This window comes from Streptomyces sp. NPDC052052 (assembly GCF_040680455.1).
Classification (GTDB): Bacteria; Actinomycetota; Actinomycetes; order Streptomycetales; family Streptomycetaceae; genus Streptomyces.
The window spans coordinates 72,213-96,073 of the sequence record NZ_JBFAWU010000003.1 but is presented as its reverse complement, the minus strand read 5'-3'; the positions used below and the strand labels follow the sequence as shown (position 1 = coordinate 96,073).

Below are 23,861 nucleotides of genomic sequence, written 5' to 3'. Positions count from 1 at the left end.
TGAGGGCTTCGGGCTACTCCGGTTCCGGGGTCGTCGTCCGGCGGCGCTTGACGACAGCGGTGAGGTCGAGGTCGACGGGGAAGGGAGCGTCGACCTTCATCCGGTCATGGAAGATGCCGGTGGAGGTGTAGACGCCGGTCGATGGCTCCAGCTCGAAGACGTAGACCACCGCCCGGCCGTCCTGGTTCTCCACCCGCCAGTAGTGGGGGATCTTCGCCCGCGCGTACTTCACGGGCTTGGTCTCCCGGTCGCGGGTCAGTGACTCGTCGGAGACGACTTCGACCGCCAGCAACACCGTCTCCGCCGGGAACCGTGTCTGCTGCAGACTCTCGACCGAATCGGCACGCACAACGATCACATCGGGTTCGGGCCGGTTCTGCCAGTCCACGTCGATGGTGAATTCGCGAAAGACCTCCAAGTCGAGGGGGGGGGGGGCGAGCGACTGCAGCTGCCACTTGAGGAAATCGATCGCGCGCTCATGGAATACGGTCCGCGGACTGACGAAAACAAGGCTCCCGTCGATCAGCTCCGTGTGCGGAGGCAGATTCGGGAGTGTGTCCAGGTCATCGGCGGTCCAGCCGCCCTCGGGCGGTACCGCCCACCTAGGCTGGTCCGCCTCGGGCTCGCCACTCATCCGTGCTCCCATGCACGGAGTCTCACGGGTCTGTCCAGCGTATCCGCCAGGAACAGGTTCCGAACCGCGCGAACAGGTGAACCAATCGGGTGTCGTTGACGGCCGCGCCCGCGGGCGGTGGCGCGGCCGTCGACGGGTGGATGTCAGACCGACGGAACGATCCGCCCCGTCACCTCGCCGATCCCCACCCGGGTGCCGTTCGGGCCCGGGGCCCAGGCCGTCATCGTCACGGTGTCGCCGTCCTCCAGGAACGTCCGCTTGCCCTCCGGGAGGTCCAGCGGGTCGCGGCCGTTCCACGTCAGCTCCAGGAGCGAGCCGCGCTGTCCGGGCTCGGCGCCGCTGACCGTGCCGGAGCCGTACAGATCGCCGGTGCGCAGCGAGGCGCCGTTCACCGTCATCTGGGCCAGCATCTGGGCGGCCGTCCAGTACATGGTGGAGAACGGCGGTTCGGCGACCAGCCGGCCGTTGATCTCGACGGAGATCCGCAGGTCGAGGCCGCCGTGCTCCTCGGCGTCCGCGTCCTCCAAGTAGGGCAGCAGCGGGAAGTCGCGGGCCGGGGGTGCGATCCAGGCCGATTCCAGGGCTTCGAGCGGTGTCACCCAGGCCGAGACGGATGTGGCGAAGGACTTGCCGAGGAACGGGCCGAGCGGGACGTACTCCCAGGCCTGGATGTCCCGCGCCGACCAGTCGTTGAGCAGGCAGAGCCCGAAGACGTGGTCGCGGAAGCCGCTGAGCGGGACCGGGCGGCCCTGCTCGGAGCCGACTCCGACGAGGAAGCCGACCTCGGCCTCGATGTCGAGCTTGACGGACGGGCCGAAGACGGGGGCCGGGTCACCGGGCGCCTTGCGCTGGCCGGACGGGCGCACCACGTCCGTACCGGAGACGACGACGGTGCCCGACCTGCCGTGGTAACCGATCGGCAGGTGCTTCCAGTTGGGCGTCAGCGCCTCGCCGTCCGGCCGGAAGATCCTTCCGACGTTGGTGGCGTGGTTCTCGCTCGCGTAGAAGTCGACGTAGTCCGCGACCTCGTACGGCAGATGGAGCGTGACGGACTCCACCGGGTGCAGCAGCGGTTCGATGTCCTTGCGGTGGGCCGGGACCGTCACCCACGCGGTCAGCGCCCGCCGGATGTCCCGCCAGGCGGTGCGGCCCGCGGCCAGCAGCGCGGTCAGGTCCGGCTGGGCCAGCAGGCGTGCGTAGGGCGAGCCGAGCGCGTGGGCCGCGGCTCCGGCGTCCAGTACGTGATGGCCGATGCGGACGCCGACCCGGCGGTCCTCGGGGTGGTCGGGGGTGGAGAACACTCCGTACGGAAGGTTGTGCGGACCGAAGGGGTCGCCTTCGGCCAGATCGAGCGGGCTGCTCTGCTCGGGCATGTGTTGCTGCCTCGCTTTCCAGGTCGCTTGGGGGACACGTTACGTCGGGGTCACCACCGGGCGGCAGTGACCCAACTGCTCCTGATGTCCGGAAAGTTCTGCTGTGACCCTGCTGTACGGGAGCCCCGCCCCGCCGGTCGCGTGCCGGGTCATCCGGCCGTGCGCGGGATCCGCTTCTCCCAGGTGCGGTGGAAGACGACCTCGCCGCCGTCCTTGCACACCACCTCGTCGGAGGTGAGGAAGGCGGTCTCGTCCGCACTGATCTCGGACCGGGTCTCGATCCGGACGTCCCACCCCAGCTCCGGCCGGTGCAGCCGGACCGTCCAGTCGGAGCGGGTGCGTGCGGAGAGCGGGTCGTTCTCCTGGATCGTGTACGTCTCCCGGGCGTTCTCGGTGACTTCCAGGCCGTCCGGGTGGACGCGGGTGCCGCCGTGGCGCGGGGCGACCTCCAGCCGCCATTCGCCCTTGGCGACATCGCGGACCACCAGACGTCCGGGACGCTGTTCGTCGAGCGTCACCGGGCGGACGACGCCGAGCGGCTCCGCCTGCTCCGGCTCCTCGAACCGGATCGCGGGGTCCTCGGTGGGCCGGCGCACCGGCAGCTCGACGAAGCTGCCGTCGGCGTCCAGGGTGAAGCCGACGGATCCGGCCCGCGGCCAGACCCACGGCCAGTACGAGGAGGAGACCGCGAGCCTGATGCGGTGGCCGGGCGGGAAGGCGTATCCGGTGGCGTTCAGGTCGAAGGCCACGTCCTCGGTGCCGCCCACCGGCCAGTCGTCCGCGCGGTCCAGGCCGTGCCGGGCGGCGAGACCGAGCGTGCCGCGGGTCACCAGGGTGGAGGAGCCGTCCGGTGCGACGTCGCAGAGCCGGGCGATCGCCTGGCCCCGCGCCACGTCCATCCGGAGGCGCAGCCTCACCCGGGGGCGGCCCAGGATCTCGATCGGGGCGCCCTCGACGGGGAACTCGAAGCAGACCGACTTGGCGTCCTCGTCGCGCTGGTCGGGCGGCAGGTCGGCGTCGTCGCCGACCGGGCGGAAGCGGCCGGCGTCCAGACCGGTCTGCTGCGGGGAGTCGACGATCCGCGGACCGCCCTGGAGGGCGTACGTGACCGGGGAGACGTTCGGCGAGGGCAGGGCGGTCTCGGCGACCCAGTGGCCGGCCGGCGTCCCGTACTCCGTTGAGGGCCGGTGGGACTCACTGATCCAGGCCCGCAGCAGCGGCTCGGCCATGACGCCGGTGTCCTCGCCCCTGAGGTGCTGGTCCCACCAGCGCAGGGTCTCCTGGAGGAAGCCGATCGCCTGCTCGGGTGGCAGGCCCTGATCGGGATACAGGTGCGACCACGGCCCGATCAGCCCGCGTACCCGGTCCGGGGCGAGGCGTTCGACGAGCCGCAGGACGGTGTCGCGGTACGGGTCGTGCCAGCCGCCCACCGCGAGGACGGCGGCCCTGATCGCGGAGGAGTCCTCGCGGATGGAGGCGCGCTTCCAGTACTCGTCCCGGGTCTGGTGGGCCAGCCAGGTGTGGAGGTACGGCTCCAGGTTCTCCAGCCGCCGCAGCCACCGGTCCTTCCAGTCCGGGCCGACCAGGGCCGGGTCCGGCGGCCGGGCGACGAGGGCCGGCGTGGTGGCCGCCCAGTCGTGCAGGCCGGCGGCCAGGACCGAGCCACCCAGGTAGGGGACGCCGCTGTCGTAGGGGTCGTCGGCCGCGCAGACGGCGACGACCGCCTTCAGGGGCTCGGGGGCCAGCGCCGCGACCCGGAGCGCGTCGTAGCCGCCCCGGGAGAGGCCGAACATGCCGACCCGGCCGGAGCACCACTCCTGTCCGGCCAGCCAGTGGACGACGGCGGCGCCGTCGGCCGGCCCGGCCGCGTCGTACTCGTCGCCCGGCACCCCCTCGCTGTTGCCGTGGCCGCGTGCGTCCACCCGTACGGAGGCGTAGCCGTGGCCCGCGTACCAGGGGTGGCGCTGCCGGTCGCGCGCCGCCGTCCGGTCGCTCAGCCGGGACGGCAGGTACTCGAGGAGTGCGGGGACGGGTTCACCGGTGACCGGTCGCCAGATCCGGGCATGGAGCCGGATGCCGTCCGGGAGCGGAATGAAGACGTCCTGATGGCTGGTGTCGTAGGGGTACGAGGTGCGGATGCGCATGGCGGTACCTCAGTGGACGGAGTGCAGGGTGCGCTCGGGCCGGGGCACGGCCAGGACGACGGGCCGCACCGGGTGGCGGCGTGGCCGGATCTCGTGGTGCCCGTATCGGACATGGGGCGGACTCCTGATCGTATGAGCCGATCCCGAACATACCGGCGGTGGCGGGAAGGCGCCCACGGTGATCCAAAGGGGACCGGATACGCTGAGTTGAGTGATGACAGCGACACATCGGCATTCCGTGTGATCGTCAGCAGACAGGAGATCCCCTCGTGACCGTCGTCGGGCCGTTCGGACTGAGCGTGCGGGACCACGCTCTTGAGGCCGATGTCCAGGCCGGTTTGGTTGCTGTCGAGTCGGGGCTGCTCGAAGCGACCAAGAGCGGCGTGCCGTTCATCACGGAGGCCGCGCAGCATCTGGTGCACGCCGGGGGCAAACGTTTCCGGCCGTTGCTGGCCATGCTGGCCGCCCGGTTCGGCGACCCCGACGCGCCGGGGGTCGTGCCCGCCGCCGTCGTCGTCGAGCTGACCCATCTTGCGACGCTCTACCACGACGACGTGATGGACGAGGCGGAGGTGCGCCGCGGTGTCGACAGCGCCAACGCCCGCTGGGGCAACGCGCTGGCGGTCCTGACCGGCGACTTTCTCTTCGCCCGCGCCTCGCAGATACTGGCCGACCTCGGTCCGGAGGCCGTACGCATCCAGGCGGAGGCGTTCGAGCGGCTGGTCACCGGTCAGATCCTGGAGACCGCGGGTCCCGGTGACGGGCGCGACCCGGTCGAGCACTACCTCGAGGTACTGCGCGGCAAGACCGGCTCGCTGATTGCGGTGGCCTGCCGGTTCGGCGCGATGATGGCCGGTGCGGACGAGTCCGCCGTCGACATCCTCACCCAGTACGGTGAGCGGCTCGGCGTCGCCTTCCAACTCGCCGACGACGTGCTCGACATCGCCTCCGACTCCCAGGAGTCCGGCAAGACCCCCGGCACCGACCTGCGCGAAGGCATCCCGACGCTCCCGGTGCTCCGTCTGCGGGCCCGTGCGGCGGCCGACCAGAGGCCCGAGGACCTGGAGCTCGTCGAACTGCTCGACGGCGATCTGAGCGACGACGTCCGGCACGCCGAGGTGCTGCGCAGGCTGCGCGCCCACCCGGCGCTGGAGGAGGCGCGACGGGACACCGTCCGGTACGCGCAGGAGGCCCGTGCGACGCTGGCGCCGCTGCCCGAGGGGTACGCGAAGGCCGCGCTGGAGGAGCTGTGCGACGCGGTGGTGTACCGGGCAGGCTGAGCCCGCTCCACACCGCCCCCTACGGGCCGGTGCGCCCCGGGCCCGGTGGCGTCATCCCGAAGAGGTAGGCGGAGTTGCTCCCCGCGGGTGACGATTCCGCGCCGCGGTTGCGGTCGGATGGGAACAACCACTCCTGAGCACCGTCGGTGAGCAGGGCAGTGGCCGAACGCATCCGGACAGAAGCCGCTGACCTCGGAGGTAGGGCACCCATGGCATCGAACGACAGCGTGGAGAGCGGCGGCGGGGCCAGGGACACCGCCGTCGGCCGCCGAAAGGCGGCGCGCTACGCCGTCCCGGTCGCGGTGGCGGGGGTGGCGGCCGCGACGATCGGGCTCGTACCGGCACTCGCGAACACCGGTGATCCCGAGCTGCCGGAGATCACCGCGCAGCAGCTCATCGAGAAGATCGCCGCCTCGGACACCCAGCGGCTCTCCGGCACCGTGCGGATCAGCACGGACCTCGGCATCCCGTCGTTCGGTGGCCTGGTCGGCTCCTTCGCCCGGGGCGCCGACTCGGGCGGTTCGACCGCCGACCCGCGGACCAGGCTGGCGGAGCTGGCGTCCGGTACGCACACCCTGCGGGTGGCGGCCGACGGCCCCGACCGGCAGCGGCTGTCCGTGGTGGAGGACGCGGCGGAGTACCGCCTGATCCACGACGGCGATCAGGTCTGGGCGTACGACAGCGGGTCCCACCAGGCCTACCACGCCACCGGGGATCCGGCCGGGACGAACCGGTCCGGGGATCCGGCCGGGGCGTCCGATCCGCTGTCGGTCACGCCGAAGGCGCTCGCCGAGCAGGTCCTGAAGGCCGCGGGCCCCACCACCTCGGTGACGGTCGACGGCACCGCGCAGGTCGCCGGACGTGACGCGTACAAGCTGCTCATCAAGCCCCGGGGGAGCGGCTCCACGATCGGCTCGGTCACCGTCGCGGTCGACGCGAAGAACGGCGTACCGCTGAAGTTCACCCTGCTCGCCCGCAGCGGCGGCAAGGCCGTCGTCGACGCCGGATTCACCGAGGTCGACTTCGCGAAGCCGGCCGCCTCCTCGTTCACGTTCACCCCGCCCGAGGGCACCGAGGTGACCGAGGCCGGTGACGCGAAGGCGGCGGAGGGCGCGGACGCGGCCGAGGGGCTGGTCTCGGGCCTGCTCCCGGGTGTCGGGGAACTGGGCGCCGCAGACGGGGGCGCCACGTCCCCGGAGGTCATCGGCGAGGGCTGGAACACCATCGTCCGGATCGGCACGCCGGACGGCGCCGGACGCTCCTCGAAGACGTCCGACGAGCTGCCGGCCCTGGCGCAGCAGTTCCTGGACTCGCTGGGCGACCAGGTCACCGGAGAGTTCGGCTCCGGCACGGTCTTCAGGACCCGCCTGATCAACGCGCTGATGACGGACGACGGCACGGTGTACCTCGGCGCGGTGACGCCCCACGCGCTGGTCGAGGCGGCCGACGACGCCGGCTGACGCGGCGCCGCGTCAGCCCATTTCTTCTCCGGTCACCCGCCCCGCCGTACCCTCCGTGCGGCGGGTCGGGGCAAAGGCGGCCAGGCACTAGCCGTGTACCGCGGCCAGGCCTCGGTCGTAGAGGTCGAGAATGTCGCCCTGCCCGTCGTTCTCGAGCCATGTGGCGGTGGCGGCATCGAAGCACGCGAACGCGGTCGCGACGATGGCGCGGGCTTGCCCTCGGTCCGTCCCCGAGGGCGCCAGTCCGGCTTCGAGCAGGGGCAGTAGCTCCTCCTGGCAGCGCACGCGCTTCCCGAGATAGGCGGCGCGCAGCGATTCGGTGTGGTGCACCAGGCGGAAGCGCTCCAGGGCCTGCTCGGGACTTGTGTGGAGGGAGAGCGCGGCCTCGAATGCGGCACGCAACGCCTCCCAGGCGCCGGTACCGGCGGGCTGGTTGCGAACGGTCTCCGTCAGGAGGGTGACGAACCGTTCCTCGCTGCCGCCGATGAGGTCTTCCTTGGCACCGAAGTAACGGAAGAGGGTGCGCTGGGAGACACCGGCCTCACGGGCGATCTGCGCGATGGTCGTCTCGTCGTACCCCTGCTGCGTGAACAGGCGCAACGCGGTCTGGAGGATCTCCTGGGCGGCGAGCTGCCGCGTGCGATCCCACAGCGTGGGCGCGGCCGCCCCCTTGCCCGGTGTTCCCTGCGTCATGCCCTCAGCTTAGCCCGGCCTGCCAACCTGGCACTTGCCAGAAGTCTGGCAGTCGCTGCCAAGTAGGCGTACGCTGTCATGCAGCGGGGCCGGGCGCCGTCGCGGCGCTTCGCGTCTTGCTTTCTCTCCGCCTCTGGCGACAGGGCTGGAGGCTCCCCATGCACTCAGCAAGGAGGACAGCCGTGGCGACGAAGACAGCACTCATCACCGGCGGAACCAGCGGGATCGGCAAGGCCACAGCGGAACTGCTCCACTCACGCGACTATCGCGTCATGGTCACCGGCCTCGGCGACCTCGACCGCGCCGGCCTTCCCACGGGCGTCACCGCCGTCGAGGCCGACATCAGCTCCCTGGCCGACATCGACAGGGCGGTGGGCCAGGCGCGAGAGCACCTGGGCTCGCTCGACCTGCTCCACCTCAACGCGGGCCTCCCGCGCCCCGGCCTCTCGATCGAGTCCACCGACGAGGCCGCCTTCGACGCCCTGTTCGACATCAACGTCAAGGGCAACTTCTTCACTCTTCAAAAGGCGCTCCCGCTGCTGAACGAAGGCGCGTCCGTGGTGTTCACCGTCGGTGCGGGGGAGGGGCTCGGCGTCGCCATGACCGCTGCCAAGGGGGCCCTGCTGCCTCTGGTGCGCTCCCTGGCCATCGAACTCGCCCCCCGCCGCATCCGGGTCAACGCGGTAAGCCCCGGCATGGTCGACACCCCTGCCTACGGCAAGATGGGCGTCTCCCCGGACGTGGTCGCCTCCTGGGGTGAGAGCGTTCCCCTCGGCCGCGTCGGAGCCCCTGCCGACATCGCCGAAGCCGTCGCCTTCCTCGCATCCGACGGCGCCGGCTACATCACGGGCGACAACCTGATCGTCTCCGGGGGTGTCGGCGTCCACACCCGCCCCCTGTAGGCGAGAGGTCGCAAGCCCACGCAGAGAGGCATGTTCACGCAGAGGGGCATGACTGTCCGGTGCCGGCAGCGGTGATTCCGGCCGCGACTCCCGGTCGCGCTCGCGCCGTCGGCCGGGCGAGCCGTCCCCCGATCGGCTCGTCGCGGCACGAACGGCCCGAACGGTGCGCACAGCGGAAACAGTGCGAATCGACACGGCACGTTCCGTTTACGCCTGGGTATTGTTCGGCTTGCGACGACGGACTGTCAACAAAATTTGACTCGGACACACCTATGCTCACCGCATGATCCCATCGCCGAGTTCACTGCGCCGTAGCGAGAGATCACGCCGGGCGACCCTGGACGCCGCCCTCGAACTCTGCACGGAGAAGGGGTACGGTCGCGTCACCATCGAGGCCATCGCGGCCAGAGCGGGCGTCAGCAAGAAGACGATCTACCGCTGGTGGCCGTCGAAGAGCGCGGTGTTGCTGGAGGCCTTCACCGAGGCACTGGTCGACACGACGCCGTTCGTCGACACCGGCGACATCGCCGCCGATCTGCGGGCCAATCTGGCGGGTGCGGTGAAGCTGATCTCCACGCCACCCTACGGCCCCGCCTATGCCGGCATCCTCTCCGAGGTCCACCACGACGAGGCGCTCGCCCGAACGGTCAGGACGAAACTGGTCGACCCCCGGTTCGACGAGGCGGTCGCCCGCCTGCGCCGGGCCGAGGAGCAGGGCCAGATCCCGCCGGGGGGCGATCTGGCGCTGGCGGTGGAGATGCTGTACGGGCCGGTGTACTACCGGCATGTGCTGCGCAAGCCGATGCAGGACGAGCGGACGATCAGGGAACTGGTCGATCACGTGCTGCGGTCGCTGGGGGTGCCCGATCCGCTCCCGCAGCAGTCGCGGCCGCTTCCGCCCGGAGCGCTCCCGCAGCCGCAGCCACTGGACAGCGGGCACGACTGAGGGTGTCCCGCTGCGGTGCGATGCGGGCCGCGGAGCGGTCGCCGCGCCCCGCGTCCCCGGAGGTGCGGGGCGCGGGCGACCTGCCGGGATCAGTGCACGCAGAACTCATTGCCCTCGGGATCGGTGAGGACGACCCAGGTGCCGCCCGGTTCCTCGACCTTGCGCACCACCGTCGCACCCAGCCCCTCCAGCCGGGTCACCTCCGCCTCGCGCCGGTCCGGGCCCGGGTGCACGTCCAGGTGTATCCGGTTCTTCACGGTCTTGGCCTCCGGCACGCGCTGGAACAGCAGTCGTCGCCCGAGGCCGGTCCCGGTCTCCTGGTCGTAGGGATCGTCCGGGTGCCGGACCGCGATGAGGTCGCGCCAGGCCCGGCGGCCGTCGACCAGGACCGTCGCGGCCTCCGGCGCCGCGCCCAGGCCGAGCACCCGCTCGACCAGCGCGCTGTTGTCCTCGACCAGATAACCGAGGGCCTCGGCCCAGAAAGCGGCCTGGGCGTGCGGGTCGGCGGCGTCGATGACGAGTTTCCAGTGCAGAGTCATGGAACCCGTTTGTAGTGCTGACGCGACCGGCGCGGTAACGGGCGCGCCGGGGCGGGGAGGGATCAGCCTCCTACTGTGGTGCCGCAGGGGCGAAGGAGCGCGACGACCCGGCCTCCAGCCTTCTGTGCGAAGCCTGTTGGCTTGTCCCGCTCTGCTGGCGGGGCTCCAGGTGTGGGGCCCGGGACGGCCGTCCGCCTGCCTGGGTGGAGTGCGGGCCGCCCAGGCAGGCGGTGTGTGCGGTGGGGGTGCCGCAGACGAGGAAGGTCAGGGTGGACAGGGCCGCGGTGGCGGTACGCAGCACCAGGCGGGCGTTTCCGGACGTGCAGGCAACTCGGCTCATGGCACGTCAGAAAAGTATAAAAATCAGATGTTTGTGGGGCTACTCGCCGATGCTCTGATCAAGTCCGCCTGAATGACGTACTGTTCGGCGATCCAGGCGGTGCAGGTACTCCGTGACGGCCCGGCCGTCGTCGGCCGGTGCGATCAGGCCCACGTGGTGGTCCGGACGGACCAGCACGAGCACATTGGTGCCCGGTTCGATGCCGTACGCCGAACGGGCATGGCCGCCGTCATCGGTGACGCCGTGCCCGGTCCCCGCGTCCACCCCGCAGACCCGCACCGTGTCGCCGTGGGCGGCCTCCGTCGCCCGCAGCGCGTCCGCCGTGCCGGGGCCGAAACCCAGCAGGGTGAAGTGCGGTCCGGCGAAGGTCTCGAACAGCCGGATCACCAGGCCTGTTGCGGCGTCGCGGCAGGGGGCGTCCGGGGCCCGGTCGCCCGCCCGCAGCCGGGTGGTGGAGCCCGCGGGGGAGAGTGAGCTCCAGCGGTAGCCGAGGCCGAGGCCCATGGTCTCCTCGGAGACCGCCGCGTCCAGTCCGCCGCCCGGCTGTGCGATCGCGTCGAGCGTGGCCCGCAGCCGCTCGGAGGTGAAGTCCAGGGTCCAGGCGGCCACGGGCAGCCGCTCCTCCTCGTAGGTGTCCAGCAGGCCGGGGCCGGCCTGGCCGGTGACGACCCGGGCGAGCTTCCAGCCGAGGTTGAAGGCGTCCTGGATCCCGGTGTTCATGCCCAGCCCGCCCGCGACGGAGTGCACATGCGCGGCGTCCCCGGCCAGCAGTGCGCGATCCACTCGACAGCGGTCGGCCAGGCGCTCGTTGACCCGGTACGTGGACAACAGGGTGGCCTGCGACAGGCGTGTGCCGGGCAGGCCGGTGTGCCGGGCGAGGAGTCGCTGGAAGCTCTCCAGGGAGGGCGGTACGAGGGCTCCCGCCGGGTCGCGCTCCGGCGCCGCCTGGAACCACCAGCCCGACCGGGTGCCGGGGATCGGGCACAGCATGACGGCACCGTCCTCGTCGAACCACTGGTGCCAGTAGCCGCGGTCGAGGCCCTCCATCTCCACGTCCCCGCAGACCATCGACTGCTCCTCGTCCGTCTTCCCCTCGAAGGGGATGCCGAGCAGCTTGCGCACCCGGCTGTGGGCGCCGTCGCAGCCCGCCACGTACTGCGCCTCGATGCTCCGGCCGTCGGTGAGGCCGACGGTCACCGAGTCGGGGCCCATCGTCAACGTGTCCGCCTCCGAGTCGAGTTCGACCCGTACGCCGAGCTCTGCCAGGCGGTCCCGCAGGATCTCCTCCAGCCGCCACTGGGCGATCAGGTGCGGCCGGTCGTAGGGGGCGTCCGGTGTCGGGCGCGACGTCTCGAACGGGTCGGTGTCGGTGACCGGCAGCCCATTGCGGTACTTGCGCATGGGGATCGGCGCCGAGCCCGCGGCGAGGACCCTGTCGACGACACCCAGGTCCTCCAGGACCTCCAGGGAGCGGGGGTTGGGGCCCTTGGCCCGTGAACTGCGCGGGAACGCGGAGGACTTCTCGATGATCCGTACGTCGACGGAGCGCCGGGCCAGATCGCAGGCCAGGGTCAGGCCGGTGGGGCCCGAGCCGACGATCAGTACCTGGGTGGTGGGTGCGGTTGCGGGCATGCGAGCTCCTCGGTTGTGGTTCCGGGAACACCCAGAAAATAGCAACCGAGTTAAAAAAGCAACCTGGTATCTAAAAAAAGTGTGGCAATTTCCTGCCGGATGCCGCAGCCGTGGTACGGCGCCCGGCGGCGGGCGGGTGTCGGGTCAGGGGGCCGGAGTCGTGGTCGGCGGGATCGGAGCGGAATCCGTGGCCGGCGGTGTCCGCGGGGCCGTCGCCCGGGCCGCACGGGACTGCGCCGGTATCCTCGCCCGCCGTGCCGTCCGGAGTGCGTCCCAGGTCAGCAGGGCGAGGGCCAGCCACACCAGGGCGAACCCGGCCCACCGCTCCATCGGCATCTCCTCGTGGAAGTACAGGATGCCGAGGATGAACTGGAAGACCGGCGCCAGATACTGCAGCAGCCCCAGGGTGGAGAGTGGTACGCGGATCGCCGCCGCCCCGAACAGGACGAGCGGTACGGCCGTGACGATTCCTGTCGCGGCCAGCAGGGCCGCATGGCCGGGGCCCTCGGAGGTGAACGTCGAGTCGCCCTGCGCGCCGAGCCACAGCAGATAACCGAGCGCGGGCACGAACAGGACGGCGGTCTCCGCGGCGAGCGACTCCATGCCGCCCATGTTGACCTTCTTCTTCGCCAGTCCGTACGTCGCGAAGGTGAACGCCAGCGTCAACGAGATCCACGGCGGCCGCCCGGACCCGATCGCCAGCACCAGCACCGCCGCGGCACCCGTGCCGACCGCCACCCACTGTGCGGGGCGCAGTCGTTCACCGAGGAGCAGGACACCCATGGCGATGGTGACCAGCGGATTGATGAAGTAGCCGAGCGACGACTCGACGACGTGACCGTTGTTCACGGCCCAGATGTACAGACCCCAGTTGACCGTGATGACGGCCGCCGCTGCCGATATCAGACCGAGCTTCCTCGGCTGCCGGACCAGGGCGCCGATCCAGGACCAGCGGCGCAGCACCAGCAGTGCCAGGCCGACGGCCACGAGCGACCAGGTCATGCGGTGGGCGAGGATCTCGACGGCGCCGGCGGGCTTCAACAGCGGCCAGAAAAGGGGGACCAGGCCCCACATGCCGTAGGCGCCGACCCCGGACAGCAGTCCGGCCCGTTGTTCGTTCGTCCCCTGCACGGGCCCTCCCGGCCTGTCCGTGTCGACTGCTCCGCCGACTGCACGACGGTAGCGCCGGGAGACTCTCATGTCATGGCCGTATCGTCATACGGTCATGACATGAGATCCCTGAGGCGTGGGGGAGCGGAGTTACGCCGTGGCCACCGCAGCGGCCACCGTCTCGGCGAGCGGGGTCGTCGGCCGGCCGATCAGCCGGGCCAGGTCACCGCTCGTGCCGGCGAGCAGGCCGCGCTCGATCGCGGCGTCGACGTCGACGAGGATCGCCGCGAAGCCCTCGGGCACACCGGCGCCGACCAGGATCTCCTGGTGCGCCGAGGCCGGGACGTTCTGGTACGCGATCTCCTTGCCGGTGGCCTCCGCGACCACCGCCGCGTACTCGGCGAGCGACCAGGCGACATCGCCGCTCAGCTCGTAGGCCTTGCCGAGGTGGCCCTCACCGGTCAGCACGGCGGCGGCCGCGGCGGCGAAGTCGGCGCGGGTGGCGGAGGCGATCCGTCCGTCGCCCGCGTTGGCGACGACGGCACCGTGCTCCAGGACGGGGGCGAGATGGGCGGTGTAGTTCTCGGTGTACCAGCCGTTGCGCAGGAAGGTGTACGGCAGGCCGGAGTCCAGGATCAGCCGCTCGGTGGCCTTGTGCTCGTCGGCCAGCCCGAAGTCGGCCTCGGGGCCGCCCAGTACGCCGGTGTAGGCGAGCTGTGCCACGCCCGCGGCCCTGGCCGCGTCGATGACGGCGGTGTGCTGCGGCACCCGCCGGCCGACCTCGCTGCCGGAGATGAGCAGGACCCGGTCGCCGGACCGGAAGACGTCCTCGAGGGACTCCGGGCGGTCGTAGTCGGCGACGCGGATCTCGATGCCGCGGGCGGCGAGCGGGGCGGCCTTCTGCTCGTCGCGGACGACGGCGGCGATCTCGTTCGCGGGCACGGCGGTGAGCAGCTCGTCGACGACGAGACGGCCGAGCTCCCCGGTGGCTCCGGTGACAACGATGCTCATGGGGCGTGTTTCTCCTCTGGGGTGGCGCTGATCCTCGTTGGGTTTCGGAACTCACTGTAGGACCTGTACTTACCCATCGAAAGTACCCACTTTGAAGTAAGGTACTGGCATGAGCGTGAGTGACGCGGGCATGAAGCCCGATGTGAACCGGCAGACGTGCCCCTCCCGGGTGGTGCTCGAACACGTCACCAGCCGCTGGGGTGTCCTGGTCCTCGCCGCCCTGCTGGAGCGCTCGTACCGGTTCAGCGAACTGCGCCGCGAGATCGACGGGGTCAGCGAGAAGATGCTGGCCCAGACCCTTCAGGCACTGGAGCGCGACGGCTTCGTGCACCGGGACGCGAAGCCGGTCATCCCGCCGCGGGTGGACTACTCGCTCACCGGGCTGGGCCGGGAGGCCGCCGAGCAGGTGTGGGCGCTGGCCCGCTGGACGGAGCGGCGCCTGGACGCGGTGCAGGCGGCGCGCGAGGCGTACGACGCCCGGAAGCAGGAACGGGCTCAGTCCGGCTGAGGCGCTTGTCCCTCCTCCAGGGTCCGCAGCGCCCGTGAGACGTCGAACGGCAGGATCGTCACCGCCACATGCGGCAGCTGTGCCAGCGTCTTCGCCATCTGCTCGCCGGTGCCCCGGTGCAGCAGCTTCCCCAGGACGTTGTGGTACGTCCGCCGGGGCACCAGCACCGTCAGCCAGGTCTCGCCGTCCTCCGTGGTGCGGGACGCGAGCTCCTGCATCGCGTGGCGCAGCCGCCGGTCCGGGCACTGCACCAGGTCCAGGGAGACCGAGGTGGCGGCGGTCGCCTCCCACTTGGCGGCCAGTCGTCTGCCGTACGCCTCGTCGATCGCGAAGTGCACTGCCCTGATCCCGTCCGGGCGCAGCTCATGGGCGTACCGCAGGGCCTTCAGCGTCGCCAGGTCGAGCGTCTCGACGAGGACGAAGACCAGATGGCGGCGGAACCGCGGCCGGTCGGCGCCCGAAGCCGGGATGCTCCGCAGCGCGGCCGCTTCGTGCCGGTACTCGCGGTTGATCCGCGTCAGCGCCCACACCCCGAGCGGGAAGACCACCACGACCAGCCAGGCCCCCTCGGTGAACTTGGTGACGGCGAAGATCAGCACCACGGCCGCCGAGATGACCGCGGCGGTGCCATTGACCGCGACCTTGAGCCTGCGGTACCGCTCCCGGCGCCGCAGGTGGTACGCGGTGAGCCCGGCCCCGGCCATGGTGAAGGCGGTGAACACACCGATCGCGTACAGCGCCACCAGCCTGTCCACGCTGGCGCCGGTCACCAGCAGCAGCGCCAGGGAGACGACGGCCAGCGAGATGATGCCGTTGGAGAACGCCAGCCGGTGCCCGCGCCGGGTCAGCACCCGCGGCAGGAACCGGTCCTTGGCGACGAAACTCGCCAGGTACGGAAAGCCGGTGAACGGGGTGTTGGCGCCGGTGTAGAGGACCAGCGCGGTGGCCAGCTGCACGAAGACCAGCCCGGCCGTGCCGGCCGGCCCGTTGCCGAAGGCGAGATGGGCCTCCTGCGCGATGACGGTCGGAGTGCCGTCGGTGTACGGGACGGCATGGGTGAAGTGCGCCAGCGTGGACACTCCGAGCACGAGGATGCCGAGCACCGTGCTCATGGCGATGAGGGTGCGGCGGGCGTTGCGGCCCTGGGGCTCACGGAACGTGGAGATGCCGTTGGAGATCGCTTCGAGTCCGGTGAGGGACGAGCCGCCGTTGGCGAAGGAGCGCAGCACGATGAAGAGCGAGGCGCCGTAGAGCCAGCCCTGGCCCGGGGTGCCGACCGGCACGACCCCATGCGCCCGCAGATCGGCCTGCGGCAGCTCGCCCAGGAGCCCGCGCACCACGGCGGCGACGAGGATCAGGCCGACGGCGGCCATGAAGAGATAGGCGGGCAGCGCGAAGGTCCGGCCCGCCTCACGGACCCCGCGCAGATTCCCGTACGCGAGCAGCACGATGACGGCGACGGAGACCGGGAGCTGGAGATGGTCCAGCCCGGTGAAGTTGCCGCCGACCAGATGGGCGAGCGAGATCAGGGCGTTGGTGCCGGCCGAGACCTGCACGGCGACGGTGACGATGTAGTCGACGAGCAGCGCCACGGCGGCGATCTGCGCGATGTTCGGCCCGAAGTTCTCCCGGGCCACGACGTACGACCCGCCCGCCCGGGTGTAGATCATCACGACATCGCTGTAGCAGAGCGTGAGCAGCAGCAGGACCAGCAGGATCGCACCGGTCACCGGCATGAGCAGGGTGAACGCGGCGGTGCCCACCACGGGTACCAGGACCCGGAGCATCTCCTCGGAGCCGTACGCGGACGAGCTGATGCAGTCGGAGGCGAGCACCCCGAGCGCCGTCCGGTTGTTCAGCTTCTCCTCGCTGATGCGCTCGGTGGTGAGCGCTCTGCCGAGCAGGCGACGTTTGAGGCGATAGGCGGGGCGGTCCAGGGCCATGGCCACATGGTGCGCGGCGGTCCGGCCGCGCACCGGACGGCAATCGCCGGACGGGCCGAAATTCAGCCCGTCCGGCGACGGCAGGTGGCGGTGGCGGGAACCCTCAGCCGACGACCGTCCAGGTGTCGTTGCCCGCGAGCAGCGCGGCCAGGTCGCCCTTGCCGTTCTGCTCGACGGCGGTGTCGAGCTGTTCGGCCATCTGCGTGTCGTAGACCGGCCGCTCCACGCTGCGCAGTACCCCGATGGGGGTCTGGTGCAGGGTGGTGGGGTCGGCGAGCCGGGACAGTGCGAAGGCCGTGGTCGGGCTGGCGGCGTGGGCGTCGTGGACGAGGACCTGCGAGCGGTTCTCCTCGGTGACCGCGACGACCTTGAGGTCGCCCGTGGCGGGGTCGCGCACGACCCCCTTGTCCTGGTCCGCGCCGAAGAGGATCGGCTGCCCGTGCTCCAGCCGGATGACGGCGTTCTGCGCCTGTTCCTTGTCCTTGAGGACCTCGAAGGCGCCGTCGTTGAAGATGTTGCAGTTCTGGTAGATCTCCACCAGCGCCGTGCCCGGGTGGTCGGCCGCCGCGCGCAGCACGCTGGTGAGGTGCTTGCGGTCGGAGTCGATGGTGCGGGCGACGAAGGACGCCTCCGCGCCGAGGGCCAGCGACACCGGGTTGAAGGGTGCGTCGAGCGAGCCCATCGGCGTCGACTTGGTGATCTTGCCGACCTCGGAGGTGGGGGAGTACTGCCCCTTGGTGAGCCCGTAGATCCGGTTGTTGAAGAGCAGGATCTTCAGGTTCACATTGCGCCGCAGGGCATGGATGAGGTGGTTGCCGCCGATGGAGAGGGCGTCGCCGTCACCCGTGACGACCCAGACGGACAGGTCGCGCCGGGAGGAGGCGAGACCGGTGGCGATCGCCGGGGCGCGGCCGTGGATGGAGTGCATCCCGTAGGTGTTCATGTAGTACGGGAAGCGGGAGCTGCACCCGATGCCGGAGACGAAGACGATGTTCTCCTTCGCCAGTCCGAGCTCGGGCATGAAGCCCTGCACGGCGGCGAGGACCGCGTAGTCGCCGCAGCCGGGGCACCAGCGCACTTCCTGGTCGGACTTGAAGTCCTTCATGGACTGCTTGGCCTCGGCCTTCGGCACCAGCTGCAGGAGTTCGTTGGTGTCAGGCATCGATGGCCTCCTTGAGAGCCGTCGCGAGCTGCTCGGCCTTGAACGGCATACCGTTGACCTGATGGTAACTCTGCGCGTCGACCAGGTACTTGGCCCGGATGAGGGTGGCCAGCTGGCCGAGGTTCATCTCCGGAACGACCACCTTGTCGTACTGCTTCAGCACCTCGCCGAGGTTCTTCGGGAAGGGGTTGAGATGGCGCAGGTGGGCCTGGGCGATGGGGTGCCCGGCGGCGCGCAGCCGGCGGACGGCGGCGGTGATCGGGCCGTAGGTGGAGCCCCAGCCGAGGACGAGGGTGCGGGCCTCGCCGGGGTCGTCGACCTCGACGTCGGGAACCTCGATGCCGTCGATCTTGGCCTGGCGGGTGCGGACCATGAAGTCGTGGTTCGCGGGGTCGTAGGAGATGTTGCCGCTGCCGTCCTGCTTCTCGATACCGCCGATGCGGTGTTCGAGACCGGGGGTGCCGGGGACGGCCCAGGGGCGGGCCAGGGTCTGCGGATCACGCTTGTACGGCCAGAACACCTCGGTGCCGTCGGCCAGTTCGTGATTGGGGCCGGTGGCGAACTGGACGCGCAGGTCCGGGAGTTCGTCGATCTCGGGGATCTTCCACGGCTCGGAGCCGTTGGCGAGGTAGCCGTCCGAGAGCAGCATCACCGGGGTGCGGTAGGTCAGGGCGATCCGGGCGGCGTCGAGCGCGGCGTCGAAGCAGTCCGCCGGGGTCCGGGGGGCCACGATCGGGACCGGGGCCTCGCCGTTGCGCCCGTACATCGCCTGGAGCAGGTCGGCCTGCTCGGTCTTGGTGGGCAGACCGGTGGACGGGCCGCCGCGCTGGATGTCGACGACGAGCAGCGGCAGTTCGAGGGAGACGGCGAGCCCGATCGTCTCCGACTTCAGGGCCACTCCGGGCCCGGAGGTCGTCGTCACCGCGAGCGATCCGCCGAACGCGGCGCCCAGCGCGGCACCGATGCCCGCGATCTCGTCCTCGGCCTGGAAGGTGCGGACACCGAAGTTCTTGTGCCGGCTCAGCTCGTGCAGGATGTCGGAGGCCGGTGTGATCGGGTACGAGCCCAGGTACAGCGGCAGATCCGCCTGCCGGCTCGCGGCGATCAGCCCGTAGGAGAGCGCCAGGTTCCCCGAGATGTTGCGGTACGTGCCCGTCGGGAAGGCCTGCGAGGCGGGCGCCACCTCGTAGCTGACCGCGAAGTCCTCCGTCGTCTCCCCGAAATTCCACCCGGCGCGGAACGCGGCCACGTTCGCCTCGGCGATCTGCGGCTTCTTCGCGAACTTGGCCCGGAGGAACGCCTCGGTTCCCTCGGTCGGCCGGTGGTACATCCAGGAGAGCAGTCCGAGCGCGAACATGTTCTTCGAGCGTTCGGCCTCCTTGCGGGAGAGTCCGAACTCCTTCAGCGCCTCGATCGTGAGCGTGGTCAGCGGCACCGGATGGACGCTGTACGCGTCCAGCGAGCCGTCCTCCAGAGGGCTGGTCTCGTAGCCGACCTTCGCCATCGGGCGCTTGGTGAACTCATCGGTGTTGACGATGATTTCGGCGCCGCGCGGCACATCGCCGATGTTGGCCCTGAGGGCGGCCGGGTTCATCGCGACCAGGACGTTCGGTGCGTCGCCCGGGGTCAGGATGTCGTGGTCGGCGAAGTGCAGCTGGAACGAGGAAACCCCCGGCAGGGTGCCTGCGGGGGCGCGGATCTCGGCGGGGAAGTTGGGCAGCGTGGAGAGATCGTTCCCGAAGGAAGCGGTCTCCGAGGTGAACCGGTCACCGGTGAGCTGCATACCGTCTCCGGAGTCACCCGCGAAACGGATGATCACCCGGTCCAGACGACGGATCTCCTTCTCGCCGGCGTCCGTGTGACCGGGACGGAGGGCGCGCTGCCCCCCGACGAGCGTGTCGCTGGCCTCATCGGCCTGTTCGGCTGGGCTACTGACCTGGCTGGTCACTGAACTGGACCTCCCTTGGGGCGGCGGCTCGGGACCGGCCGGCCCGCCGACGGTCCCAGGGCCAACCCTACGACCGTAAGGGTCGCCTTCCCTGGGCCGATCACATGGTGGACATCATTTTGGGATGCGATTCGACACCTGTCGTTCATGCCTTGCAAGCCCCCCGGTCTCTCGACGAAGTTGCCGTGCACTCATTGTTCGGTTCCAGGGGTCCGGTCGGCCTCCGGACCGGGCCCGCGTCACCTCGACGGCCGTCACTCGGCCCGCCCCGATGCCCCCGGAACGGCCTGCACCGGGGTATCTGACACGGTGTCAGATCGTCAGGAGTTCAGATAGGTCAGCACGGCCAGCACCCGGCGGTGGTCCCCGTCGCTGGGGGACAGGCCGAGCTTCAGGAAGATGTTGCTGACGTGCTTCTCCACGGCGCCGTCGCTCACCACCAGCTGCTTGGCCACCGCGGAGTTGGTCCGCCCCTCGGCCATCAGGCCGAGCACCTCGCGCTCGCGCGGCGTCAGACCCGCCAGGACGTCCTGTTTGCGGCTCCGACCCAGCAGCTGCGCCACCACCTCCGGGTCCAGGGCCGTTCCGCCCTGCGCCACCCGGACCACCGCGTCCACGAACTCGCGGACCTCCGCGACCCGGTCCTTCAGCAGATACCCCACGCCGCGGGTCGATCCGGCCAGCAGCTCGGTCGCGTACTGCTCCTCGACGTACTGCGAGAGGACCAGCACCCCGACCCCGGGATACTCCTTGCGCAGCCGCACGGCCGCGCGTACGCCCTCGTCGGTGTGGGTGGGAGGCATCCGTACGTCGGCGACCACCACGTCCGGCAGCGCGTCCTGCGCCGCGAGACCGTGCACCGTGCTGATCAGCGCCTCGGCGTCCCCGACCCCCGCGACGATGTCGTGCCCGAGGTCGGTCAGCAGCCGGGTGAGCCCCTCCCGGAGCAGCACCGAATCCTCGGCGATCACCACCCGCACCCTGTTCTCCGCCATGCCGCTGTATCCCCCATGGGTTGTTGGTCCCGCTCGTACGGGACCCAGCATCCCAGTATCGGCAGCGCCCTGTCTCCAGCAGCCGAAGACAGGGCGTGAGCGGTTCATGCGTGGTGGGGAGCCGTGGGGCGGGGCCTCGCATGGCTCCGTGGACGGGTCAGCCGAGCCAGGGCAGCTCGGCCGTGATCCGCGTCGGACCGCCTTGCGGGGAGTCCACGACGAGTACGCCGTCCACCGCGTCCAGTCGTTCGGCCAGTCCGGCCATGCCGGTGCCGGCGTCGATCCGGGCGCCGCCCTGTCCGTCGTCGGTGACCTGGAGCATCAGTCGGTCGGCGGTGCGCCAGACGTCGACCGAGGCGTGGGTCGCGCGGGCGTGTTTGCTGACGTTCTGCAGCAGCTCGGAGATCGTGAAGTAGGCGATGCCCTCGATCGCCTGGGCCGGCCTGGACGCCAGGTCCACCGTCACGGTGACGGGGACGGTGCAGCGGGAGGCGATGGCGGAGAGTGCGGCGTCGAGTCCTCGGTCGGTGAGGACGGCGGGGTGGATGCCGCGGGCGAGGTCGCGCAGTTCCTGGAGGGCGACCTTGACCTCGCCGTGGGCCTCGTCGACCATGCGGGCCGCGGCCTCGGGGTCCTGGGCCAGTTTCTCCTTGGCGAGTCCCAGGTCCATGGCGAGGGCGACGAGCCGGGCCTGTGCGCCGTCGTGCAGGTCGCGTTCGATGCGGCGCAGGTCGGCTGCGGCCGTGTCGACGACCACCCCACGGTCCGACTCCAGCTCCGACACGCGCGTCGCCAGCCTGGACGGCCCCAGCAGCCCGGCCACCATCACCCGGTCCACGTTCGCCAGACCACGGATGACCCACGCGGTGATCAGGACGAGTACCAGGCCGCACACACTGGTCGCGGCCAGCTCGAAGGGGGAGTCGAGGTAGATGTCATGGGTGCTGTCTCCGTACAGCTGAATGCCGTCGACCCCCACGTACGCGGGGAAGACCCACTGCCACAGCGGGTAGGTGAGGGCTACCCACCCGCACGTCCAGAGCGTCACCGAGACGGTGAAGGCGAAGACCGCCCACGGGAAGTGCAGCAGCGCGTAGAGCAGATGCCGCCAGGACGCCCCGTCCTTGAGGGTCGCGCCCATCCAGGACAGCGGACCGCCGGTCCTGCCGCGCACCGGTGCCGGGTCTGCCACGTCCAGCTTCAGCAGCCCGCGTGCGCGGGCGCGCTCCATCGAGCCGAAACCGCGGCACAGGGCCAGGGCGCCGGCCAGGATCGGAACCCCGAGAAAGGTGATCAGCATGCCGACGCCCAGCGATGTCAGCGTGATCGAGAGGCAGAACAGCACCGTGCTGATCGGCAGACTCAGCAGCAGATGACCGAACTCGCGCCAGGTCCTGCCCTCGACAGGTGCGCGCAGCGCGGCCGGGAGGCCGTGCTTCACCGGGGGACGGTCCGGGTGACCGCCTCCGGGCCGTTCCAGGTCCCGGGCGTCCGGTCGGTATGCCGTGGCCATGGGTGCAGTCCGTTTCTTCTCGGGTCTTCTCCGTCACCGGTCAGTCACCGGTCAGTCACCGGCCGGGTCTCTTCGGTGGTCCAGGGGTTCCGGCCGGTACATCAAGGGTGTGGCGCCGCGGGCCTGCGCACCATGAGGGCGGTATCCCTCTTCGACCGGGGGTTTTCCCCACCCGGTGACGGTGTGCGGCCGCCCCGGTGGCGGCATGCGGGCCCGCCCGGTGACGGTGTGCGGCCGCCCCGGTGGCGGCATGCGGGCCCACCCGGTGATGGTGTGCGGCCGGCCCGGTTGCGGCGTGCGGGCCCGCCCGGTGGCGGCGTCGGGGCCCCGCCCGGTGGCGGCGTCGGGGCCCCGCCCGGTCACGGCGACTGAGGACGGCCGACAGCCCCGCCGCGGCTCGGTTCCTTCGTCCCCCGGTCCCGCCAGGGAAGCTCCGCGGTGACTGTCGTGGGGCCGCTTTGCGGGGAGTCCACGACGAGTACGCCGTCCACCGCGTCCAGTCGTTCGGCCAGTCCGGCCATGCCGGTGCCGGCGTCGATCCGGGCGCCGCCCTGTCCGTCGTCGGTGACCTGGAGCATCAGTCGGTCGGCGGTGCGCCAGACGTCGACCGAGGCGTGGGTCGCGCGGGCGTGCTTGCTGACGTTCTGCAGCAGCTCGGAGACCGTGAAGTAGGCGATCCCCTCGATCGCCTCCGCGGGCCGCGTCGGCAGGTCCACCGTCACCGTGACGGGGACGGTGCAGCGGGAGGCGATGGCGGAGAGTGCGGCGTCGAGTCCTCGGTCGGTGAGGACGGCGGGGTGGATGCCGCGGGCGAGGTCGCGCAGTTCCTGGAGGACGACCTTGACCTCGCCGTGGGCCTCGTCGACCATGCGGGCCGCGGCCTCGGGGTCCTGGGCCAGTTTCTCCTTCGCGAGTCCCAGGTCCATGGCGAGGGCGACGAGCCGGGCCTGTGCGCCGTCGTGCAGGTCGCGTTCGATACGGCGCAGATCGGCGGCGGCCGTGTCGACGACCACCCCACGGTCCGACTCCAGCTCGGCGATCCTGCGCTCCAGCTCGTCGGAGGGGGAGAGCAGACCACGTGCCATCGCCCGGTCGGCATGCGCGAGGAGCCGTGCGACATGAGGAAGCACCGGCCACAGCACGAAGAGACCCACGAAGGTCACGGTGAACGTGAGCACGCCCCAGGGCAGCCGTATGAAGGAGTACAGCACCGCCCGCCAGGCCACTGGATCCGAGATGCTCGCCCACATCCAGGGGAGGAACCCGCGTTCCCGGCGGGCGAGACCCACGGGGCTCGGTTCGTCGATCCGCACCCCGAGCATCCCTCGCGCCCGCCCCCGCTCCGCCTTCCCTAGCAGCCGCGCCCCGCGCAGCCCGACGGCGAGCAGCGGCAGACCGATCACCGTGACCGCAAGCCCCACGCCGACGCTGAGCATGAACACGGTGTAAACAAACCCGGCCACGGCCATGGGGAGATTGGCCAGGAGATAGCCGATCTCCTTCCAGGTCCACCGGTCGAAGGCGAAGCGGGCGGGCGGCGGCCGGTCGTTGTCGGGGACCGGGGGGCTCATGGTCATGCGCCCAGCCTGCCGGGCGGAACGCCCGCACACCATGGGGTCCGTGGGTGGGGTGGAGGGGGGTTAACCCCACCCCTTGCCCGACGCGACTGCTTACCGTCTCTTTAACAGGGCCTAGACTCCCGTGCGTACGGATCGTCGAACACGTCGA

The 23,861-nt window shown here is 70.9% G+C and carries 20 protein-coding genes; 5 read left to right on the top strand and 15 right to left on the bottom strand.

All coding sequences use genetic code 11. The features are described 5' to 3' along the window. Window positions 1-13 precede the first annotated feature (13 nt). From AB0L71_RS04410 to AB0L71_RS04400, 3 genes are all read right to left on the bottom strand, one after another. A complete protein-coding gene (locus AB0L71_RS04410; RefSeq protein WP_365238348.1) occupies window positions 14-634 on the bottom strand; it encodes a Uma2 family endonuclease in 621 nt (206 codons plus the stop codon). A 143-nt stretch (window positions 635-777) separates the two neighbouring features. Further along, complete coding sequence (gene fahA, locus AB0L71_RS04405) at window positions 778-2,007, bottom strand: fumarylacetoacetase (RefSeq protein WP_365237664.1); 1,230 nt, start codon at window positions 2,005-2,007, stop codon at window positions 778-780. Between the two features lie 149 nt (window positions 2,008-2,156). Beyond that, complete coding sequence (locus AB0L71_RS04400; protein ID WP_365237662.1) at window positions 2,157-4,151, bottom strand: CocE/NonD family hydrolase; 1,995 nt, start codon at window positions 4,149-4,151, stop codon at window positions 2,157-2,159. 269 nt (window positions 4,152-4,420) lie between these two features. Here AB0L71_RS04400 and AB0L71_RS04395 point away from each other — a divergent pair, with 269 nt between their 5' ends. Together AB0L71_RS04395 and AB0L71_RS04390 are read left to right on the top strand one after the other, a co-directional pair. Continuing rightward, window positions 4,421-5,431 (top strand): polyprenyl synthetase family protein, encoded by a 1,011-nt coding sequence (locus tag AB0L71_RS04395; protein ID WP_365237660.1) that lies wholly within the window; start codon window positions 4,421-4,423, stop codon window positions 5,429-5,431. Window positions 5,432-5,640: 209 nt separating this feature from the next. Next, window positions 5,641-6,891 (top strand): DUF2092 domain-containing protein, encoded by a 1,251-nt coding sequence (locus AB0L71_RS04390; protein WP_365237657.1) that lies wholly within the window; start codon window positions 5,641-5,643, stop codon window positions 6,889-6,891. 87 nt (window positions 6,892-6,978) lie between these two features. Here the strand turns inward: AB0L71_RS04390 and AB0L71_RS04385 are convergent, their stop codons facing one another. Then, window positions 6,979-7,584: a TetR/AcrR family transcriptional regulator gene (locus AB0L71_RS04385; RefSeq protein WP_365237654.1), complete on the bottom strand. Its 606-nt coding sequence runs from the start codon at window positions 7,582-7,584 to the stop codon at window positions 6,979-6,981. A 182-nt stretch (window positions 7,585-7,766) separates the two neighbouring features. Here AB0L71_RS04385 and AB0L71_RS04380 point away from each other — a divergent pair, with 182 nt between their 5' ends. Next, window positions 7,767-8,486 (top strand): SDR family oxidoreductase, encoded by a 720-nt coding sequence (locus AB0L71_RS04380; RefSeq protein ID WP_365237652.1) that lies wholly within the window; start codon window positions 7,767-7,769, stop codon window positions 8,484-8,486. A gap of 283 nt (window positions 8,487-8,769) precedes the next feature. Next, window positions 8,770-9,432, top strand: a complete 663-nt coding sequence (locus AB0L71_RS04375) for a TetR/AcrR family transcriptional regulator (RefSeq protein WP_365237650.1) — start codon at window positions 8,770-8,772, stop codon at window positions 9,430-9,432. A gap of 89 nt (window positions 9,433-9,521) precedes the next feature. Here the strand turns inward: AB0L71_RS04375 and AB0L71_RS04370 are convergent, their stop codons facing one another. The 5 genes from AB0L71_RS04370 to AB0L71_RS04350 form a co-directional block, all read right to left on the bottom strand. Next, window positions 9,522-9,971 (bottom strand): VOC family protein, encoded by a 450-nt coding sequence (locus AB0L71_RS04370; RefSeq protein ID WP_365237647.1) that lies wholly within the window; start codon window positions 9,969-9,971, stop codon window positions 9,522-9,524. A 70-nt stretch (window positions 9,972-10,041) separates the two neighbouring features. Beyond that, entirely contained in the window at window positions 10,042-10,311 is a 270-nt protein-coding gene (locus AB0L71_RS04365) for a hypothetical protein (RefSeq protein ID WP_365237644.1), read from the bottom strand. Window positions 10,312-10,350: 39 nt separating this feature from the next. Further along, window positions 10,351-11,943: an FAD-dependent monooxygenase gene (locus AB0L71_RS04360; RefSeq protein ID WP_365237642.1), complete on the bottom strand. Its 1,593-nt coding sequence runs from the start codon at window positions 11,941-11,943 to the stop codon at window positions 10,351-10,353. A 144-nt stretch (window positions 11,944-12,087) separates the two neighbouring features. Next, window positions 12,088-13,074 carry an EamA family transporter RarD gene (rarD, locus tag AB0L71_RS04355; RefSeq protein WP_365237639.1) on the bottom strand — a complete coding sequence of 329 codons (987 nt, stop codon included), beginning with the start codon at window positions 13,072-13,074 and terminating at the stop codon, window positions 12,088-12,090. A 129-nt stretch (window positions 13,075-13,203) separates the two neighbouring features. Then, window positions 13,204-14,064 carry an SDR family oxidoreductase gene (locus AB0L71_RS04350; protein WP_365237637.1) on the bottom strand — a complete coding sequence of 287 codons (861 nt, stop codon included), beginning with the start codon at window positions 14,062-14,064 and terminating at the stop codon, window positions 13,204-13,206. Between the two features lie 109 nt (window positions 14,065-14,173). Here AB0L71_RS04350 and AB0L71_RS04345 point away from each other — a divergent pair, with 109 nt between their 5' ends. Beyond that, entirely contained in the window at window positions 14,174-14,572 is a 399-nt protein-coding gene (locus AB0L71_RS04345; RefSeq protein ID WP_365237634.1) for a helix-turn-helix domain-containing protein, read from the top strand. On the opposite strand, the gene AB0L71_RS04340 is transcribed toward AB0L71_RS04345, so the two are convergent. The 6 genes from AB0L71_RS04340 to AB0L71_RS04315 all read right to left on the bottom strand — a co-directional run bounded on the left by AB0L71_RS04340 (window position 14,560) and on the right by AB0L71_RS04315 (window position 23,710). Next, window positions 14,560-16,515, bottom strand: a complete 1,956-nt coding sequence (locus tag AB0L71_RS04340) for an APC family permease (RefSeq protein WP_365237631.1) — start codon at window positions 16,513-16,515, stop codon at window positions 14,560-14,562. The two genes, AB0L71_RS04345 and AB0L71_RS04340, sit on opposite strands and share 13 nt — an antisense overlap. 103 nt (window positions 16,516-16,618) lie before the next feature. Continuing rightward, complete coding sequence (locus tag AB0L71_RS04335; protein WP_365237629.1) at window positions 16,619-17,677, bottom strand: 2-oxoacid:ferredoxin oxidoreductase subunit beta; 1,059 nt, start codon at window positions 17,675-17,677, stop codon at window positions 16,619-16,621. Next, a complete protein-coding gene (locus AB0L71_RS04330) occupies window positions 17,670-19,625 on the bottom strand; it encodes a 2-oxoacid:acceptor oxidoreductase subunit alpha (protein ID WP_365237626.1) in 1,956 nt (651 codons plus the stop codon). The genes AB0L71_RS04335 and AB0L71_RS04330 overlap by 8 nt, the downstream gene beginning before the upstream one ends. Before the next feature lie 320 nt (window positions 19,626-19,945). Then, window positions 19,946-20,620 (bottom strand): response regulator transcription factor, encoded by a 675-nt coding sequence (locus tag AB0L71_RS04325; protein ID WP_365237623.1) that lies wholly within the window; start codon window positions 20,618-20,620, stop codon window positions 19,946-19,948. Between the two features lie 157 nt (window positions 20,621-20,777). Next, on the bottom strand, window positions 20,778-22,133 hold the full coding sequence (locus AB0L71_RS04320; protein ID WP_365237621.1) for a sensor domain-containing protein: 1,356 nt from the start codon (window positions 22,131-22,133) through the stop codon (window positions 20,778-20,780). 359 nt (window positions 22,134-22,492) lie between these two features. After that, window positions 22,493-23,710 carry a sensor domain-containing protein gene (locus AB0L71_RS04315; protein WP_365237619.1) on the bottom strand — a complete coding sequence of 406 codons (1,218 nt, stop codon included), beginning with the start codon at window positions 23,708-23,710 and terminating at the stop codon, window positions 22,493-22,495. Window positions 23,711-23,861: the final 151 nt, after the last annotated feature.

Bases quoted from the DNA above. Each gene is read 5' to 3' on its own strand.
- AB0L71_RS04340 (WP_365237631.1), bottom strand. From the start codon at position 16,515: ATGGCCCTGGACCGCCCCGCCTATCGCCTCAAACGTCGCCTGCTCGGC.
- AB0L71_RS04370 (WP_365237647.1), bottom strand. From the start codon at position 9,971: ATGACTCTGCACTGGAAACTCGTCATCGACGCCGCCGACCCGCACGCC.
- AB0L71_RS04410 (WP_365238348.1), bottom strand. From the start codon at position 634: ATGAGTGGCGAGCCCGAGGCGGACCAGCCTAGGTGGGCGGTACCGCCC.
- AB0L71_RS04335 (WP_365237629.1), bottom strand. From the start codon at position 17,677: ATGCCTGACACCAACGAACTCCTGCAGCTGGTGCCGAAGGCCGAGGCC.
- AB0L71_RS04390 (WP_365237657.1), top strand. From the start codon at position 5,641: ATGGCATCGAACGACAGCGTGGAGAGCGGCGGCGGGGCCAGGGACACC.
- AB0L71_RS04360 (WP_365237642.1), bottom strand. From the start codon at position 11,943: ATGCCCGCAACCGCACCCACCACCCAGGTACTGATCGTCGGCTCGGGC.
- AB0L71_RS04320 (WP_365237621.1), bottom strand. From the start codon at position 22,133: ATGGCCACGGCATACCGACCGGACGCCCGGGACCTGGAACGGCCCGGA.
- AB0L71_RS04400 (WP_365237662.1), bottom strand. From the start codon at position 4,151: ATGCGCATCCGCACCTCGTACCCCTACGACACCAGCCATCAGGACGTC.
- AB0L71_RS04350 (WP_365237637.1), bottom strand. From the start codon at position 14,064: ATGAGCATCGTTGTCACCGGAGCCACCGGGGAGCTCGGCCGTCTCGTC.
- AB0L71_RS04325 (WP_365237623.1), bottom strand. From the start codon at position 20,620: ATGGCGGAGAACAGGGTGCGGGTGGTGATCGCCGAGGATTCGGTGCTG.
- AB0L71_RS04345 (WP_365237634.1), top strand. From the start codon at position 14,174: ATGAGCGTGAGTGACGCGGGCATGAAGCCCGATGTGAACCGGCAGACG.
- AB0L71_RS04365 (WP_365237644.1), bottom strand. From the start codon at position 10,311: ATGAGCCGAGTTGCCTGCACGTCCGGAAACGCCCGCCTGGTGCTGCGT.
- fahA (WP_365237664.1), bottom strand. From the start codon at position 2,007: ATGCCCGAGCAGAGCAGCCCGCTCGATCTGGCCGAAGGCGACCCCTTC.
- AB0L71_RS04385 (WP_365237654.1), bottom strand. From the start codon at position 7,584: ATGACGCAGGGAACACCGGGCAAGGGGGCGGCCGCGCCCACGCTGTGG.
- AB0L71_RS04315 (WP_365237619.1), bottom strand. From the start codon at position 23,710: ATGACCATGAGCCCCCCGGTCCCCGACAACGACCGGCCGCCGCCCGCC.
- AB0L71_RS04375 (WP_365237650.1), top strand. From the start codon at position 8,770: ATGATCCCATCGCCGAGTTCACTGCGCCGTAGCGAGAGATCACGCCGG.